Annotated in this window: 12 protein-coding genes; 5 read left to right on the forward strand and 7 right to left on the reverse strand. The window is 71.7% G+C overall.

Features of this window, described 5'->3' with window-relative positions; translation table 11 throughout:
- Position 1 precedes the first annotated feature (1 nt).
- The 3 genes from OH768_RS18850 to OH768_RS18860 are packed head-to-tail and all read left to right on the forward strand — an operon-like array spanning position 2 to position 3,539.
- Positions 2 to 823, forward strand: a complete 822-nt coding sequence (locus OH768_RS18850; RefSeq protein WP_406455093.1) for a hypothetical protein — start codon at positions 2 to 4, stop codon at positions 821 to 823.
- Positions 823 to 2,766: a fumarate reductase/succinate dehydrogenase flavoprotein subunit gene (locus OH768_RS18855; protein ID WP_406455095.1), complete on the forward strand. Its 1,944-nt coding sequence runs from the start codon at positions 823 to 825 to the stop codon at positions 2,764 to 2,766. The genes OH768_RS18850 and OH768_RS18855 overlap by 1 nt, the downstream gene beginning before the upstream one ends.
- A complete protein-coding gene (locus tag OH768_RS18860; protein ID WP_406455096.1) occupies positions 2,763 to 3,539 on the forward strand; it encodes a succinate dehydrogenase/fumarate reductase iron-sulfur subunit in 777 nt (258 codons plus the stop codon). Before OH768_RS18855 ends, OH768_RS18860 begins: the two co-directional genes overlap by 4 nt.
- Here the strand turns inward: OH768_RS18860 and OH768_RS18865 are convergent.
- The 5 genes from OH768_RS18865 to OH768_RS18885 form a co-directional block, all read right to left on the reverse strand.
- Positions 3,514 to 4,509, reverse strand: a complete 996-nt coding sequence (locus tag OH768_RS18865) for a phosphotransferase family protein (RefSeq protein ID WP_406455098.1) — start codon at positions 4,507 to 4,509, stop codon at positions 3,514 to 3,516. The genes OH768_RS18860 and OH768_RS18865 overlap by 26 nt on opposite strands.
- The gene (locus OH768_RS18870) at positions 4,506 to 4,784 is read right to left on the reverse strand and encodes a hypothetical protein (protein WP_359602695.1); all 279 of its coding nucleotides are present in this window, start codon (positions 4,782 to 4,784) and stop codon (positions 4,506 to 4,508) included. Before OH768_RS18870 ends, OH768_RS18865 begins: the two co-directional genes overlap by 4 nt.
- Positions 4,785 to 4,954: 170 nt before the next feature.
- Complete coding sequence (locus OH768_RS18875; protein ID WP_406455100.1) at positions 4,955 to 7,033, reverse strand: ATP-binding protein; 2,079 nt, start codon at positions 7,031 to 7,033, stop codon at positions 4,955 to 4,957.
- A 69-nt stretch (positions 7,034 to 7,102) separates the two neighbouring features.
- A complete protein-coding gene (locus OH768_RS18880; RefSeq protein WP_406455102.1) occupies positions 7,103 to 8,521 on the reverse strand; it encodes an FAD-dependent oxidoreductase in 1,419 nt (472 codons plus the stop codon).
- A gap of 128 nt (positions 8,522 to 8,649) precedes the next feature.
- A complete protein-coding gene (locus tag OH768_RS18885; protein WP_406455104.1) occupies positions 8,650 to 9,198 on the reverse strand; it encodes a DUF4232 domain-containing protein in 549 nt (182 codons plus the stop codon).
- 447 nt (positions 9,199 to 9,645) lie between these two features.
- Here OH768_RS18885 and OH768_RS18890 point away from each other — a divergent pair, with 447 nt between their 5' ends.
- Positions 9,646 to 10,170, forward strand: coding sequence for a sigma-70 family RNA polymerase sigma factor (locus tag OH768_RS18890; protein ID WP_406455106.1), 525 nt, complete (start codon positions 9,646 to 9,648; stop codon positions 10,168 to 10,170).
- Between the two features lie 54 nt (positions 10,171 to 10,224).
- Here OH768_RS18890 and OH768_RS18895 read toward each other — a convergent pair whose 3' ends face one another.
- The gene (locus OH768_RS18895) at positions 10,225 to 11,385 is read right to left on the reverse strand and encodes a hypothetical protein (protein ID WP_406455108.1); all 1,161 of its coding nucleotides are present in this window, start codon (positions 11,383 to 11,385) and stop codon (positions 10,225 to 10,227) included.
- Positions 11,386 to 11,607: 222 nt separating this feature from the next.
- On the opposite strand from OH768_RS18895, the gene OH768_RS18900 reads away from it, so the two are divergent.
- Complete coding sequence (locus OH768_RS18900) at positions 11,608 to 13,107, forward strand: hypothetical protein (RefSeq protein WP_406465333.1); 1,500 nt, start codon at positions 11,608 to 11,610, stop codon at positions 13,105 to 13,107.
- A gap of 156 nt (positions 13,108 to 13,263) precedes the next feature.
- Here OH768_RS18900 and OH768_RS18905 read toward each other — a convergent pair whose 3' ends face one another.
- On the reverse strand, positions 13,264 to 15,930 hold the full coding sequence (locus tag OH768_RS18905; RefSeq protein ID WP_406455110.1) for a SpoIIE family protein phosphatase: 2,667 nt from the start codon (positions 15,928 to 15,930) through the stop codon (positions 13,264 to 13,266).
- Positions 15,931 to 15,938: the final 8 nt, after the last annotated feature.

Raw genomic sequence — 15,938 nt, forward strand, 5'->3', positions numbered from 1 at the left:
GTTGGCCACTGGTACGGAACCCCATCCGAACAGCGGCGGCGTACGCACCGGTACGCGCGCCGCCATCGACGCCCCGCATCTGCGGACCGACCGCTGGTGGCTGGCCCCGGCCGTCACCGCCGCCGGACTGCTCGCCTTCGTCGTCTACTCGACCTGGCGGGCTTTCGCGGACTCGAACTACTACTCGGCGCCCTACGTGTCGCCGTTCTACTCGCCCTGTCTGGCCGAGCGGTGCAGCACCATGCACGCGGGCCCGAACGCCGACCTCTTCGGGAGCTGGTGGGGCATCTCGCCCGCCATCATCATCCTGATCTTCCCGCTCGGCTTCCGCCTGACCTGCTACTACTACCGCAAGGCCTACTACCGCGGCTTCTGGGCCTCTCCCCCGGCCTGCGCGGTGGCCGAGCCGCACAAGAAGTACTCCGGCGAGACCCGCTTCCCGCTGATCCTGCAGAACGTCCACCGGTACTTCTTCTACGCGGCGCTCCTGGTGGCGGGCACGCTCACCTATGACACCGTGCTGACCTTCCGCGACGAGCACTACCACTGGGGCCACATGGGCCTCGGCACCCTCGTCTTCCTGGCCAACATCGTGCTGATCTGGGCGTACACCCTCTCCTGCCACTCCTGCCGGCACATCGTCGGCGGCAAGCTCAAGCACTTCTCCAAGCATCCCGTGCGCTACAAGGCGTGGAAGTTCGTGGGACAGCTGAACAACCGTCACATGCAGCTCGCCTGGGCGTCGTTGATCAGCGTGGCAGCTGCCGATTTCTACGTGTACCTGGTCGCCTCCGGCGCTTTCAACGATCCGAGGTTCTTCTGATGTCCGTGGTCGAGCGACAGGAGTGGGACGTCGTCGTGGTCGGTGCCGGTGGCGCGGGCCTCCGGGCCGCCATCGAGGCGCGCGAGCGCGGTGCCCGTACGGCGGTGATCTGCAAGTCGCTGTTCGGCAAGGCCCACACGGTGATGGCCGAGGGCGGCATCGCGGCGGCGATGGGCAACGTGAACTCCGGCGACAACTGGCAGGTCCACTTCCGCGACACCCTGCGCGGCGGCAAGTTCCTCAACCAGTGGCGCATGTCCGAACTGCACGCGATGGAAGCCCCGGACCGGGTCTGGGAGTTGGAGACCTGGGGCGCCCTCTTCGACCGCACCCAGGACGGCCGGATCTCCCAGCGCAACTTCGGCGGCCACGAGTACCCGCGCCTGGCCCACGTCGGCGACCGTACGGGACTTGAGCTGATCCGCACGCTCCAGCAGAAGATCGTGTCGCTCCAGCAGGAGGACCACAAGGAGACCGGTGAGTACGAGTCGCGCCTGAAGGTCTATCAGGAGTGCACTGTCACACGGGTGTTGAAGGACGGGAGCCGGGTCTCCGGGGTCTTCGCCTATGAGCGCGAGACGGGCCGTTTCCTCGTCCTCGAAGCGCCCTCCGTGGTGATCGCGACCGGCGGCATCGGCAAGTCCTTCAAGGTGACGTCCAACTCGTGGGAGTACACGGGCGACGGCCACGCGCTGGCGCTGCTCGCCGGGGCGCCCCTCCTCAACATGGAGTTCGTGCAGTTCCACCCGACGGGCATGGTCTGGCCGCCGTCCGTGAAGGGCATCCTCGTCACCGAGTCGGTGCGCGGCGACGGCGGGGTGCTGAAGAACTCGGACGGCAAACGGTTCATGTTCGACTACATCCCCGACGTCTTCAAGGAGAAGTACGCCGAGTCGGAGGCGGAGGGCGACCGCTGGTACGAGGACCCCGACAACAACCGCCGTCCTCCCGAACTGCTCCCCCGCGACGAGGTCGCCCGCGCCATCAACTCCGAGGTGAAGGCGGGCCGCGGCTCACCGCACGGCGGGGTCTTCCTGGACGTGTCGACGCGCATGCCGGCGGAGGTGATCCGGCGCCGACTCCCGTCCATGTACCACCAGTTCAAGGAGCTGGCCGATGTCGACATCACGGCGGAGGCGATGGAGGTCGGGCCGACCTGCCACTACGTGATGGGCGGCATCGCGGTCGAGTCGGAGACGGCGGCGGCGCGCGGGGTGCCGGGACTGTTCGCGGCCGGTGAGGTGGCCGGCGGCATGCACGGCTCCAACCGGCTGGGCGGCAACTCCCTGTCCGACCTGCTGGTCTTCGGCCGCAGGGCGGGCTGGCACGCGGCGGACCACGCGGCCGACCTCGCGGACAGCCGCCCGCTCGTGGACGACACCGAGGTGGACCTGGCGGCGGCGGAGGCACTGCGCCCCTTCTCGGCGGAGGGCCCCGAACCCGGCAAGGAGAACGGACGTCCACCCGAGAACCCGTACACCCTCCACCAGGAACTCCAGCAGACCATGAACGACCTCGTCGGCATCATCCGCCGCGAGGGCGAGATGGAGCAGGCACTGGAGAAACTCGCCGACCTGCGGGTACGGGCACGGCGGGCCGGGGTCGAGGGACACCGGCAGTTCAACCCCGGCTGGCATCTCGCCCTGGACCTGCGGAACATGCTGCTGGTCAGCGAGTGCGTGGCCCGGGCCGCGCTGGAGCGCACCGAGTCGCGCGGCGGACACACCCGCGAGGACCACCCCGGCATGAACCGCGACTGGCGCCGCATCAACCTGATCTGCCAACTCACCGATCCCACAGGCGGGTTGGGCGCCACGGACCCGGTGTCCGCGCAGATCACCCTGACCCGCGAGACCACCGACCCCATCCGCGCGGACCTGCTCGCCCTCTTCGAGAAGGAAGAGCTGGTCAAGTACCTCGCCGAAGAGGAGCTTTACGAGTGAGCAGCTACGAGGCCCGCTTCAAGGTGTGGCGGGGGGACATCAAGGGCGGCGGCCTGGAGGACTTCAAGGTCGAGGTCAACGACGGCGAGGTGATCCTCGACATCATCCACCGCATCCAGGCCACCCAGGCATCCGACCTCGCCGTGCGCTGGAACTGCAAGGCGGGCAAGTGCGGTTCGTGCTCGGCGGAGATCAACGGGCGGCCCCGGCTGATGTGCATGACCCGCATGTCGGTGTTCACCCGCGAGGAGACGATCACCGTCACCCCGCTGCGCGCCTTCCCCGTCGTCCGCGACCTCGTCACGGACGTCGGCTTCAACTACCAGAAGGCCAGGGAGGTTCCGGCGTTCGTAGCACCGCAGGGGGTCGCTCCCGGCGAGTACCGGATGATGCAGGAGGACGTCGACCGCTCGCAGGAGTTCCGCAAGTGCATCGAGTGCTTCCTGTGCCAGGACACCTGCCATGTGGTCCGCGACCACGAGGAGAACAAGACGGCGTTCGCGGGACCCCGATTCCTCATGCGGGTCGCGGAGTTGGACATGCACCCGCTCGACGCGGCCGCCGAGAGCGGCCTGGACCGCAAGAAGACCGCCCAGGACGAACACGGCCTCGGCTACTGCAACATCACCAAGTGCTGCACCGAGGTCTGCCCCGAGGGCATCCACATCACGGACAACGCGCTGATTCCCTTGAAGGAACGGGCAGTTGACCGCAAGTACGACCCGCTGGTGTGGCTGGGGTCGAAGATCAGGAGGCGTTCTCCAGAAGGGTGAGGACCCGGCCGAGGTTGTGCTCGGCGATGCCCCGCATGAACTCCGGGTCGTCGAAGTCGCCGACGTCGAGGAGGCGCAGCGGGCCGGCCACCAGGGAGAGGTGCATCGCCAGGCGGTAGAGGCGCAGCCGGTCCTCGTCCAGGCCCTCGGTGCGCAGCGCGTCGTAGTGGCGGCCGAAGCGCAGGCGCAGGAAGACGTGCTCCCACTCGACGTCGAAGTACATCAGGCCTTCGATGTCGATGAGGGCGAGGTCGCCGTCGGCGGTCACGCGGACGTGGTCGCCGCCGAGTTCGCCGTGGATCAGGGCGGGGCGCTCGGTGCGAGGGCGGACCTGCGCGACCAACGCCCTTGTCCAGTCGGTCAGTCGGGTGTGGACGGCGGCGACCCGGGGCTCGCGTGCGGTGAGTTCGTCGAGGTCGCTCAGGGCGCGCTCGACGACAGTCTCCGCGCACGAACCGCCGTACGAGGAACCGCCGTTGTCGACCAGCGCGACCTTCCCGAAGCTCGGGCCCGTGCAGGTGTGCAGGGTGGTGAGGAGGGCCGCCATCCGTTCCAGCGCCTCCGGTGCGGCGGCCGGGTCGGCGGCCAGCAGGTCCTCCAGGGTGCCGCCCGGGAGGTCCTCGACGAGCGCCGCGTCCGCCGGGAGGTGGGTGTGCGTCGGGTCTGCGTGCAGGAGCCGGGGCGTGCGGACACCGGCCGCGGCGAGGCGGTCGGCCGCCGCCGTGAAGAGGGTGAGGCCGGAGGCGTGGGAGAAGGGGTCGCGGGGGTCGCCGGGTCCGGCGTCCCAGAGGTCCTCGTCCGGTGACCAGACGTAGGCCACCGCGGTCGTACCGTCCTCGAAGGCGAGGCGGTAGACGCCCTTCTTCGAACCGCCCCGGACACGGGTGACGGTGGTCGGGGTGCGGCCGAGGGCGGCACGGGACAGCGGGGTCAGGTCGGCGCGGGTGAGGGTCCTGCGGGTGACGGTCACCGGGGCGTGGGATGCCGGCGGGCGCGGGACTGGCACACGAAGCCGAGGACGATCAGGGCGAGGCCGAGGAGTCCGAAGAAGTCGATGGACGGCAGCCACAGCAGGGACCATTCCGTCCCCAGGCCCACGGCCGTCAGCAGTCCGCCGCATCCCCACAACCACGGTCGTACGACACTGCCCCGCAGCCCCGACGGGAGCCAACCCGTCGTCAGCGCGATCGCTCCGGGTATCGCCGCCGCCACACAGGCCAGCGCGCCGAGCACGGTCCACAGCATTGCCCACCCCCTTCAGGCTCGATGGATCATCGCACCCCGGGCTGTGAACAGCACCCGTTTTACAGCGAGCAGTCATCCGGTCTGGGAAGTGAGCAGTTCTCGGGGGGATGGTGTCGGTACGCGATTCGGACGGACGGGAGAAAGGGGGGCCTCGTGGCCGTCGTAGGCGTTCAGGGGCGGGTGAGAGGTTCTCCGTCGAGTTCGTGGCGCCACAGGATGTCGCTGACGCGTTCGACCGCCGAGGTGAGGTGGCGGCGGTAGGTGCTGAACGGCAGGCCCAGGCGCTCGGCCGCGGCCTCCTGCGTCGGCGCGGCCTTCAAGTAGGTGGTCGTGAGGGCACGGTGGCGTTTGTCGCCGCCGCGTTCCAGCAGCAGGGCGTCCACGGCGCGGGCGAGGACGTCGGCGAGACCGCCGCCGTTCGCCACGACGACCCGGCTGCGGTTGAGGGGATTCTCGGCGGGCCGCGCGGGGTGGCGCAGGGCGCGCAGCGCGTCCCGTACGGCCGCGTCGAACTCCGGGCGCGACAGCACGACGAGTTCGGTCGGCTCCGTCGGCTGTGGCGCCGTGCCCGCGGCGGCGGCAGGTTCGGGCTCGGGGCGGACGGTGCCGGACAGCGCGACGTCCGTCTTCGCCGCCAGCCAGGGGACGACGGGCTGGGCCCGCCAGTCGTGGGCGAAGAGACGGTAGGAGTGGTCGCCCACCACCGGATCGGTGTCGGTCGGGAGCATGTCGAAATGGCCCAGGTGCCCGTCCCAGAAGCCGTCGTTGCGCATCACGACGAACGACCAGGCGAGCCGGTCGGCGCGGAAGATCTCGCCCATCGCCCGCCACTGCGTCAGGGTCGTGGCCGGGCCGGGCCGCTGGTAGTGCGCGGGGTCGACGGTGAACCGGGCCAGGGCCAGGTGCTCCCCGGCGCGCAGGGGTTCGTTGGCGCGCGCGTGGGCCCAGGCCGCGGCCACCACGGGGTCGGCGTCCGCGCCCTCCAGCCCGGTCAGCCGCAGCCAGGCCGAGCAGGCCACGATCTCGCCGGTCTGCGCGGAGCGGTACACGCGGAACGCGGAGCGCTGCCGGTCGAGCCAGTACCGGGCCGTCCCGGCCGACTCGGGCCCCTCCGCCTCCTCGATCAGCTCCAGCACCCGGGCCTCGTCGGCGGCGGCGCACGGCTGGTCGTAGACATGGCCGGTACTGCGCCAGTCATGGAAGTGGGCCATGCGGCCGTCGGTGCGGTGCATGTGGAGCAGGGCTCCGGTCGCCGGGAGGATCTGCGTGGCCGGAGCGGCGCGCAACTGCTCGAACAGGTACTGGTGCAGCCGCTTGTGCAGGGCGACGAAGCCCTCGGGGTCGCGCCAGCGCAGGTCGGCCACCAGCGTCTCGCGCACCACGTCGTGCGGGAACAGCCCGGACGCCGTGGACTCCATGTACGGCTGCGCCCGCAGCCAGGCGAACAGTTCGGGTGCCCGCTCCCCCAGCAGGGCGCGCAGCAGCGCCTCCGAGGTGACGTAGGCGTACGCGCAGATCTCCAGCGCGGTGCGGTGCTCCACGCTGGGCAGATCCCCCACCAGCCGTGGCACCAGAGTGGCGATGACGTCATGGTTCGGCAGCCGGCCGGACGCCGGTCCGGGCGTCCGGCGGCAGTCCCGGACGGCCACCGCGGCGGCCAGCGCCAGGGCGAGCGGGTTGCCGCCGGTGAACGACAGCAGGGTGTGGTGCGCGCCCTCCGCCACACCCCGCGAACGCAGGAACGCCTGCGCGTCCTCGGGAGTGAGGTTGCGCAGCGGCATGACCCACAGGACGTCGGCCCAGCCCGGGTCGGAGACCCAGGCCGGGTCGGGTGCCTGCCGACCGCTGACCACCGCGACCGCGCCGAGCGGCAGCCGGGGCAGGAACTGCTCCCAGAGCCAGCCCTCCAGCCCCTGGCAGAGCTCGAAGGTGTCGACCAGCAGCACCGCCCCGGGCTCGGCGACCGCCTCGGCCGCGGCCGCCGTAAAACCCTCCGGCGTGGGCGACACCGTACGGCCGTCCACCTCGACGACCGGCCGGCCCGCCCCGCGCGCCTCCTGTGCGAACCGGCGCAGCAGCGCGGACTTGCCGATGCCGCCGGGCCCGTGCAGATAGAGGACCGGAGCGGCGCCGGGGTCACCCGCCAACGCGGAGCGGAACAGGGCCTGTTCGGCCGACCGGCCCACGAACGCCCGGTCCCGGGCCGCGATGAGTTGGCCGGCCAGCGAGCCGCCGTCTGCCGTGGACATGGGTTCCTTCCGTGCTGCCGGGCCGGTGGGGCCGTGGATGTGGGTCCGTAGATTACGTCGACTACGTCGTCAGACGCCTCGCACCGCGGTGAGCAGTGCGCGGCGGGTGGGGCCGGGTTCGGCGTACCGAGGAGTGCCCGGCGCGAGTGCGAGCACCTTCTCCACCAGCCCGGACTTCAGCAGAGCCTCCTCCGGAGTGGCCAGGAGGCAGGCCACCTCGGCGAGCCCGCGGAGCACGTCGGGATCCATCCAGCGGACGGCCTCGACGGCGACCTGCAGATTCCAGGCCTCGTCGGCGGACGTGTACGTCCCGCCCCGGATCTCGGCGTCGATCTCGGCCAGCCGGTGCCGGTCCCAGAGCGCGAAGTTGTCCCAGACCGGCGCGAGGAAGGTCTCGGTGACCCGGTCGAACCTCATGGCGAGGTCCGCGGGATCGTCGAGGCCCACCGCGCGCACGGCGTCACGCAGCAGCGCCGCGTGCCGGAATCCCATGGTCATGCCGGTGCCGAACTGCGGATTGACGGTGGCCCAGGCATCGCCGACCGGGACGATCCCGGCGACCGGCGGCCGGCCGTCGACCCCCGCGCGAAGCCGCCGACTCTCGGTTCCGCCCATCGCCAGTACGTCCGTGAGCGGCTCCGCCTCCCCCAGCGGCGCGAACCACGGGTACAGCTTCAGCGCCCGCTGCCAGGCGCCGGTGTCGGTCAGGGCGCGCAGTTCCTGGTCGCGCCCTGAGGTCACCAGCGTCACCGACCAGGTGCCGTTGTCACCCGGGGCGGAGAGGACGCTGACGCTGTCGTGGTGGCAGAGCGGCCACGGTGGCTGCGGTCCCGGTGTGCCGTCGGCCGAGCGGAAGAACCTGGTGTAGTAGCGGAACCCGGTCTCGGCGCGCTGCTCGTCGGGGGCCGCGCCGATCCGCGCGAGCAGCTCGGCGACCGGGGAGTTGCGGCCGCCCGCGTCGACCACGAGATCCGCGGTCAGGGACTCGCCGTCCTGGGTGAGGACGCCGGTCACCTGCGGGGATCCGGCGGTACGGGCGTCACCGGTGAGCAGTCCGGTCACCCGCACCCCGCGGCGCACGGTGACGCCGGGCGTCTGTTCCGCCTCGGCCAGCAGGGCCGCCTCCAGGACCGGGCGCCGGACCGCCACGGTCTCGTACCGGTCGTCCTCCGGGCGCCGGCCGCCGAGGCCCGGCAGGCCCCAGGTGCCGGCGATCATGTTGTGCCCCGGGCGCCCGCCCAAGGCAAGCAGCCGGTCGACCGCGCCCGGAAGCTCGTCCCGCAGTAGGCGCAGCCCGCCCGGCAGCAGACAGTGGGTCTGCCGGAACTGGTTGACCCCGGGCCGCCGCCACCCCTGCCAGACCGCCGCCGCGTCGCTCTCCGGCGGCCCGGGGTCACGGTCGACCACCGTGACCTCCGCACCCTCCGCGGCGAGCAGCATCGCGGTCACCAGGCCGGTCGGGCCCGCACCCACTACCAACGTACGCATCGTCGTCTCTCCTTCTCGATCAGGGCAAGGCGTCCAGATTCGGCAGTGGAACTGCTCACTTCCCAGACCGATTGGCTGATCAGAAACGGCGGGCGGGCAGGGGCGGGCGGCAGCCGTGGCTCGGTGGCTCAGCCGAAGAGCGCCTGGCCGATGCTGCTCTGCCAGTAGCCGACGGTGGCGGCGCTGTTGAAGTAGACCCCGTTGTGCGGCAGCTTCAGGGTCTTCTCCGGACCGACCGAGCCGTTCAGCGCCCGGTTGGAGAAGAGCACGCCGAGCGTCTTGGCCTTGTAGCCCTCCACGCCGTCGGGCGTGGAGGTGGTGATCCCCGCGTAGGCGGACTTGCCGGGCGCGAGGGTGACCACCGACTGCGGGACGGAGTCCTCGTCCCAGGCCAGCGCGGCCTGGGCATCGGCGCCGGCCCGCAGGAACGGGGCGCCGTAGGCGTAGCAGGCCTTGGTGCCGGTGTTGGTGGCCTTCAGCAGCAGGTGGTTGATCGGCCGGGTCACCGGGCTGACCGTCACCTTCATGTGGGCCGTGGTGCAGGCCGTGATCGCCGCGGCCCTCTTGGGAGCGGCGTCGGCCGACTGGGCCGCCGCCTGCACACCGGCCGCCGCGAGGACGGCGACGAGCACGGAGGGGGCGAGGGTACGAGCGCTGCGGCGGCTGAAGATACGCATGACGGACTGCCTTTTCTGTGGATACGGGTTCTGTGGATGCCCGGAGTACGGCGAGCGGCGGTTGCCGCAGTACGGCGAGTGCTGCCGGGTCGGACGGCCCAAGACTGTGGGCGCGGTCGTCCCGGACGCGAGACCGACGGCTCATTACGGGACGCTGGAACACCGGAATGGCGCCCGACCTGCGGATTCCCCCGGAGCCTGGAACACCGACTGGAATACCGGGTGCGGTACCGGCCGCGTGAGGGGCACATGAGGCCGTACGAGGGCCAAGTCCCGGTGCGCGAGGGTCGGTCAAGTGAGCGGCGAATGGTCTGGGAAGTGAGCAGTCGGCGCGGCGATGCTCGGCCTCCTGAAGGCGTCGAAAGGCCGACGCACGCACGCCGTGGTGTGCGGGCCCCCACCCACGCCCCCAGCCACCGCTCGACACCCGACAAGGTGCCCCACTCCATGAAACCCACCGCCCGCCCGGACAAAGAGGACTTCGTCCGCGCCGTCTACCACCACCACGGCTCCGCCCTGCTGCGCTACGCCGCCCGCCTGCTCAACGGCGACTGGCACACGGCCGAGGACGTCCTCCAGGAAGCCACCCTGCGCACCTGGACCCGCTACGACCACATCGACGGCCGGCCCGCCGAACTGCGCCCCTGGCTCTTCACGGTCGTACGCAACCTCGTCATCGACCACCACCGGGCATGCCGGATCCGCCCCCGGGAGACCGACAGCATCGACGACCTCAACCTGTCCGTGCAGGACGCGGCCGACCGCATCCTCGACACCCAGCTGGTCCTGGACGCGCTGCCCCGGCTGACCGTCCAGCAGCGGCAGATCCTCGCCCTGACCTACTACCGGGGCTGCCCCATAGCGGAGATCGCCGAGCTGCTCGGCATCCCCCCGGGCACGGTCAAGTCCCGTACGCACTACGCCCTGCGCGCCCTCAGAACCGCCCTGGCCGGCCGGGTGCGCCGCCGCTGAGCCCCTGTCATCCCCCGTCATCCCCGGTCATAGGCGGGACGGTCGGGCGTGGGCTCAGCGCACCCAACCCTCCCGGTACGCCGTCCAGTCCGCCTCCGTCGCCGCGAAGTCCACATACAGGGCGACACCGAAGTTCGCGCGGTCCGCGTCCGTGCGGGACAGGCCGAGGCGCACGCCCCGGACGGCGGCGGGGACGGTCTCGGCGGAGCCCCGGTGGCCGAAGCGGTTCTCGTGGTAGAAGGGCAGGCCCATGAGCAGATCGGTGGAGTCCGGGGTGACCTCCAGCGCGAGCGAGGTCTGCTGGGCGACATAGCCGCCGTAGAGGCTCTGCAGGGGCTGCATCGTGTCGTACGACATGACGGCGATCTGGTCGACCCGACGGGCGACCTGGCCGAAGTACGCCTGCGACCACCACTTGGGGTGGTTGGTGACGGTGCCCCAGAAGGAGTGGAAGGCGGGGAGCGGGTCGATCTGGTGGGCGGCGACGGAGAGTTGGGCGTTCCGGGACTCGGTGACGTCGTGCAGCCGGTCGAGCAGGTCGAGGTAGTCGCGGTCGCCGGAGTGCAGCGGTTCCAGATCGAAGTGGGCACCCTCGAAGCCGGCGTCGAGGATCTGACGGGTGGAGGCGACGATCGCGGTACGGGTCGCCGCGCGCTGCAGCCGCAGACCGTCCGGGCTCTCGGTCGCGAGCTTGTCCCCCAGCCAGGCCTGCACGCGTACGCCGGGCAGCACGCGGTGGACGGACTCGATCAGCCAGGTAGCTCTGGGGTAGTCCGCCTCAGGGAGGGTGCCGTCGTGCTCCAGGGGCCCCGAATGGACGTACAGATCACGAATTCCGGTGCCCTTCAGCCGACGGGCCAACGCGGTGACGTCCGCGTCGGTCTTCCGCCCGTCCACCCAGGCGTGGCCCAGCCAGATCGCGTCCTGGTTCCTGGTGTGGGTGCCGTCCACGAGGTCACCGGTGTAGTTCACGCGGAGGGCGATCTCGGCGGCGAGGGTGGGGAGGACCAGGAGGAGCACGAGCGCGAGGGCGGTACGGCGGGTCCAGCGGGCCCACTTCTTTCTCCCACCCGTACTACCCGTACCACCCGTACTGCTCTCGTCGCCGGGTGCGGGTGGCCCTTCTTCTGGAGGTACATCACCGTCGGCGACCTCAGGACCCTCGTCCCTCCCCGTGCCCGTACCCGTACCCGTACCCCCTGCATGCTCCGTCACGCGTCTCCCCTCCCGTTGCCGTACCCCACACCCCACCCGTCACCGGCACACCCCCACGTCCCGCCCCGGTCGCGCGTCCGTAATCCTGCTCCTACGCTCCGAAACGTGACGTCATCCTTGATACGCGGCCGGCCGCGATGCGCGGCCTCTCACATATCCGTGCGGGTGGCGCATGCCGTGCTGGGTGGGGCGGCCGGGGTCGTGTGGCTGGTGTTGCCGGTGATGACGATCAACGCGGAGGTTCCGGTTGCGGCCACCCGGGCCGGGCCCGCCGCGGAGCAGGACACCACCGCCGAGCAGGCGGCCGACGGGACGTCCGCTGCCGACCTCGTCCTGCCGCTCGTCGCCCTCGGCGGGGCGGGGGTACTCGCGGGGTACGGGTACGTGCGGCGCACCCGTAGGGCCCGTACCCGTACGACTCCCGGGGTGGTGTCACCCGGGGTACCGCCCATGGTGTCGCCCCGGCCCCCGGTGACCCCACTGCCCGTACTCGAACGGCAGGCCGGTGCCGCCCTCGTCCAGGCCGACGACTGCATACGCACCAGCCGGGCCGAACTCTCCTTCGCCGAGGCCCGGTTCGGGCCGGCGGCCGTCGAACCGTTCCATCGGGCCCTGCGGGAGGCCGAACGCGAACTCGCCGCCGCCTTCGCGATACACCTGCGCTATGGCCGAGGCGTCCCGGAGGACCGTGACGAGGAAGCGGCCCGGCGGCAAGCCCTCGCCGGCATCGTCGGACGGTGTGCCGAAGCCGGGCGGCGACTGGATGCCGCAGCCCCGGAGTTCGATCAACTCCGGGCGCTGGAGCGGGAGATGGGCGGGGCGCTGGAGGTCGCGGAGGGCCGGTTCCGTGAACTGACCGGCCGTACGGGGACCGTAGAAGCCACACTCGCCGACCTGCACGCGCGTTACCCGGCGTCGGCCACCGCCACTGTCACCGGATACGTCGAACAGGCCAAGGACCGCCTGGTGTTCGCCACGACCCATCTCAACCAGGCCCGCCAGGCAGCCGACTTGGGGCGGACCGGGCAGGCGGTGCGTGACCTGCGCGCCGCCGAGGGTGCCGTCGGTCAGGCCGACATCCTCCTGACCGGCGTCGACCGGCTCGCCGACTCCCTTGCCAGCGCCGCCGACTTGGTCCCGGCCGCGCTCACCGGCGCGGAGGCCGTGAGAGCGCGGGCGGCCACCGCGACAGCCGACGGTGTGTCCCGCTCCCTCCTGGGTGACACCGACGCCGCCCTCGCCGCCGTACGGGAGGAGTTGACGGGCGACCGTCCGTACGACCCCCTCGCCGCCCTGCGGAGCATCGTGCGGGCCGTATCGGCACTGGGCGGTGGGCAGGACGGGGTGCTTGGTGCCGCCGCATGGCTCGTCGGCCGGGGTGACGTCCGGGCGGCGGACGGATTCGTGGCGACGCACCGGGGTGCGGTGGGCGCCGGAGCGCGGACCCTGCTGGCGGAAGCGGAGCGGTTGCTCGACACCGACCCCGCCACGGCCGCCGAACCCGCGCTGGCGGCACGGGAGTTGGCCGAGCAGGACGTCCGCGTGCACGGCAACCCGTACTCCGGCGGCGCCGAGCACACGAGCGGAGCCGTCCTCGGCGGAGTGCTGCTCGGCGAGGATCCGGACGGCGGACCGCCGCTCGCCTTCGGCGGACCCGACACCCGAAAACGCGAGGGACCCGACCCGGGTGAGCCCGCCTCCAACTCCGCCAGAACAGACTGAGCAGCACCTCCGCCGACGCCGAACACACAGGCCGAGCCGTCCCCGGCGGGGTACTGCTCGACGAGGACACGGACGACGGCCCCCTCCCGCCTTCGGCGGACCCGACACCCGAAAACGCGGCAACCCCTACCCGGGGCAGGCCCGCCTCCGACTCCGTCAGAACAGGCTGAGCAGTGCCTCCGCCGGGTCCACCATCCCGGTTTCGCCGTCCGGGAGCGGGAGTTCGAACCAGACCGTCTTGCCGCGAGGAGTCCGGCGTGAGCCCCAGGCCGCCGACAGGAGGCCGACCAGTTGGAGGCCCCGGCCGCCCTCGTCCGTGTCGCGGGCGCGGCGGCGGCGCGGCTGGACCAGGCCCGCGTCCCAGACCTCGCACACCAGCGTGCGGTCCAGCAGCAGCCGTAGCCTGATCTCGCCCTCGCCGTACCGGAGCGCGTTCGTCACCAGTTCGCTGACCAGCAACTCGGTGGTGTCGATGAGGGGTTCGAGGTCCCAGGACTGGAGCCGGGCGCGCGCGTACTCGCGGGCGCGGCCCACGCTGCGGGGCTCGCGCGGCAGCGTCCAGTCGCCGACCGAGTCCTCGGGCAGGCCCTGGACGCGGGCCATCAGCAGCGCGATGTCGTCCTCGCCGTGATGGGTGTCGAGGGTGCTGAGGACGTGGTCGCAGACGTCCTCCAGGTCGCGGTGGGTCTCGGCGTTGAGTGCCGCCGCCGTGACCGGAGGGCCGTCGTCCGCCGGGCGGTTGGGGTCGGTCAGGGCGCCCACGAAGGCCTGGAGGCCCTCGTCGAGGGGGTGGTCGCGGGATTCGACCAGTCCATCCGTGTAGAGCGCCAACAGTGCGCCTTCGGGCAGTTCGACCTCCACCTCCTCGAAGGGCTCGCCGCCGACACCGAGCGGCATGCCGGGCGGGACGTCGAGCATCAGCGCCGCCTCGCCGGGTTCCACCAGGACCGGCGGGAGATGCCCCGCGTTGGCGAAGGTGCACCGCCTGGTCACCGAGTCGTAGACCGCGTAGATGCAGGTCGCGAGGTACACCTCGGAGAGGTCGGCCTCGCGGGGGCGGCGGGCGGCCCGGGTGGCCTGCTGGACACCGCCGGGGGTGCCGAGCCCGCGTGCGATCTCGTCCAACGCCGAGAGAACTTCGGCCGGTTCGAGGTCGAGGAGGGCCAAAGTGCGGACCGCTGTGCGCAGTTCGCCCATCGCGACCGCCGCGCGTAGACCGCGGCCCATCACGTCTCCCACCACCAACGCCGTGCGGTGTCCGGGGAGTTCGATGACGTCGAACCAGTCGCCGCCGACCTCCGTCGCCGCGTTCCCGGGCAGATAGCGGCAGGCGATGTCGAGGCCGGACGCCTCCGGGTCGCCGGGCGGGAGGAGCGACCGCTGCAGTATCAGCGCCCGCTCGTGCTCGCGCCGGTACAGCCGCGCGTTGTCGATGCAGACGGCGGCCCGCGCCGCCAGCTCCACCGCGAGATCCCGGTCCCGGTCCCCGAACGGCTCACTGCCCTTCGTCCGGGCGAACTGCACGAGTCCTACGACGGTGTCGTGGGCGACCATCGGCACGGCCAGCGTGGACTGGACGGGGCCGCCCTCCTCGGCGGGGACGTACTGCGGGCGGGCGGTGCGCAGGGCGTCCGCGCAGGGCGAGTTGAAGGGGTAGTGGTGGACCGCGCCGACGGCGACGGGTGCGCCGCCGCCCACGAAGGGGGCGTCGGAGACCGCGCTCGCGAAGGCCACCCTGCGCAGCTCCGCACTGCCGTCGGCCCGGCCCGGAGGGGTCTCGTCGCCGGCCAGGAGGCCCTGGTAGAGGTCGACGGTGGCGAGGTCGCAGAAGCCGGGGACGACCACGTCGAGGAGTTCGCGGGCCGTGGTCTCCAGGTCGAGGGAGTTCCCGATGCGGGCGCCGGCCTCGTTCAGAAGGGCGAGATTGCGCCGCGCGGAGGCGGCCTCCCGGGCGGCGGCGCGGCGGGCGGTCACGTCGGTGCCGAGCCAGGCGATGCCGATGGGGCGCCCGCTGCCGCTGTGCACGCGGTAGAGGTTGATGGACCAGTGCCGGCGCTCCTCGGAGCCGGGCACGAATCCGGTGACATGCATGTCCGTTATCGAGTTGCCGGTCTCCAGGACCCGGCGCAGGGTCGCGGTGACCCGCTCGGCCTCGGGGCTCTGCAGATAGTCCTGGACGCCGTTGCCGCGGTGGTCGTCGGGGGTGCCGCCGAAGGTGTTGGCGATCTGCTGGTTGGCGCGCCGGACCCGCAGGTCGGGGTCGATCAGCAGGAACCCGAACGGAGATTGACCGAATATCGACTGCGAGGCGGCGAGATCGGTCTCGATACGACGCAGGATGCGGACGTCGACGACGATGCAGACGGCGGCCCGCTCGCCCTCCTCGGTCCGGGTCGGCATCACATAGACCTCGGCGAGTCCCTCCTTGCCCGGATCCCCCTCGGCGGTCTCCGGCACCCGAAAGGGCACCACTCCGGTCCACTCCCGGCCGTCGAGGATCTCGGCCATCTTCCGCTGGCCGTGCTCGCGCAGTTCGGGGTCGACGAACGCCTCGATGGGGTCCATGCCGACGGCCTGCTCCGTGGGGATGCCGAAGAGCTGCTCGGCCCGCAGGCTCCACTGGTCGACGAGCCCGTCGGGGCCGATGGAGAAGGAGGCGACCTTGATGTAGTCGTAGATCGAGCCGGGCGGGCTGCTCTGCCACATGGCGTCGCCGACGGACATGGCGTCGGCGGAGGGCACGTCGGCGAAGCCCACGGCCTCAGCCCTCGCGCCGCCCGACGGGTCCTCGGACTCCGTGGCCTTCGCTGGTATCTCGCTCACGCGAACCG

Origin of the sequence: Streptomyces sp. NBC_01622 (assembly GCF_045209635.1) — a bacterium.
GTDB lineage: Bacteria > Actinomycetota > Actinomycetes > Streptomycetales > Streptomycetaceae > Streptomyces.

Bases quoted from the DNA above. Each gene is read 5' to 3' on its own strand.
- OH768_RS18885 (WP_406455104.1), bottom strand. From the start codon at position 9,198: ATGCGTATCTTCAGCCGCCGCAGCGCTCGTACCCTCGCCCCCTCCGTG.
- OH768_RS18875 (WP_406455100.1), bottom strand. From the start codon at position 7,033: ATGTCCACGGCAGACGGCGGCTCGCTGGCCGGCCAACTCATCGCGGCC.
- OH768_RS18855 (WP_406455095.1), top strand. From the start codon at position 823: ATGTCCGTGGTCGAGCGACAGGAGTGGGACGTCGTCGTGGTCGGTGCC.
- OH768_RS18870 (WP_359602695.1), bottom strand. From the start codon at position 4,784: ATGCTGTGGACCGTGCTCGGCGCGCTGGCCTGTGTGGCGGCGGCGATA.
- OH768_RS18890 (WP_406455106.1), top strand. From the start codon at position 9,646: ATGAAACCCACCGCCCGCCCGGACAAAGAGGACTTCGTCCGCGCCGTC.
- OH768_RS18900 (WP_406465333.1), top strand. From the start codon at position 11,608: ATGACGATCAACGCGGAGGTTCCGGTTGCGGCCACCCGGGCCGGGCCC.
- OH768_RS18880 (WP_406455102.1), bottom strand. From the start codon at position 8,521: ATGCGTACGTTGGTAGTGGGTGCGGGCCCGACCGGCCTGGTGACCGCG.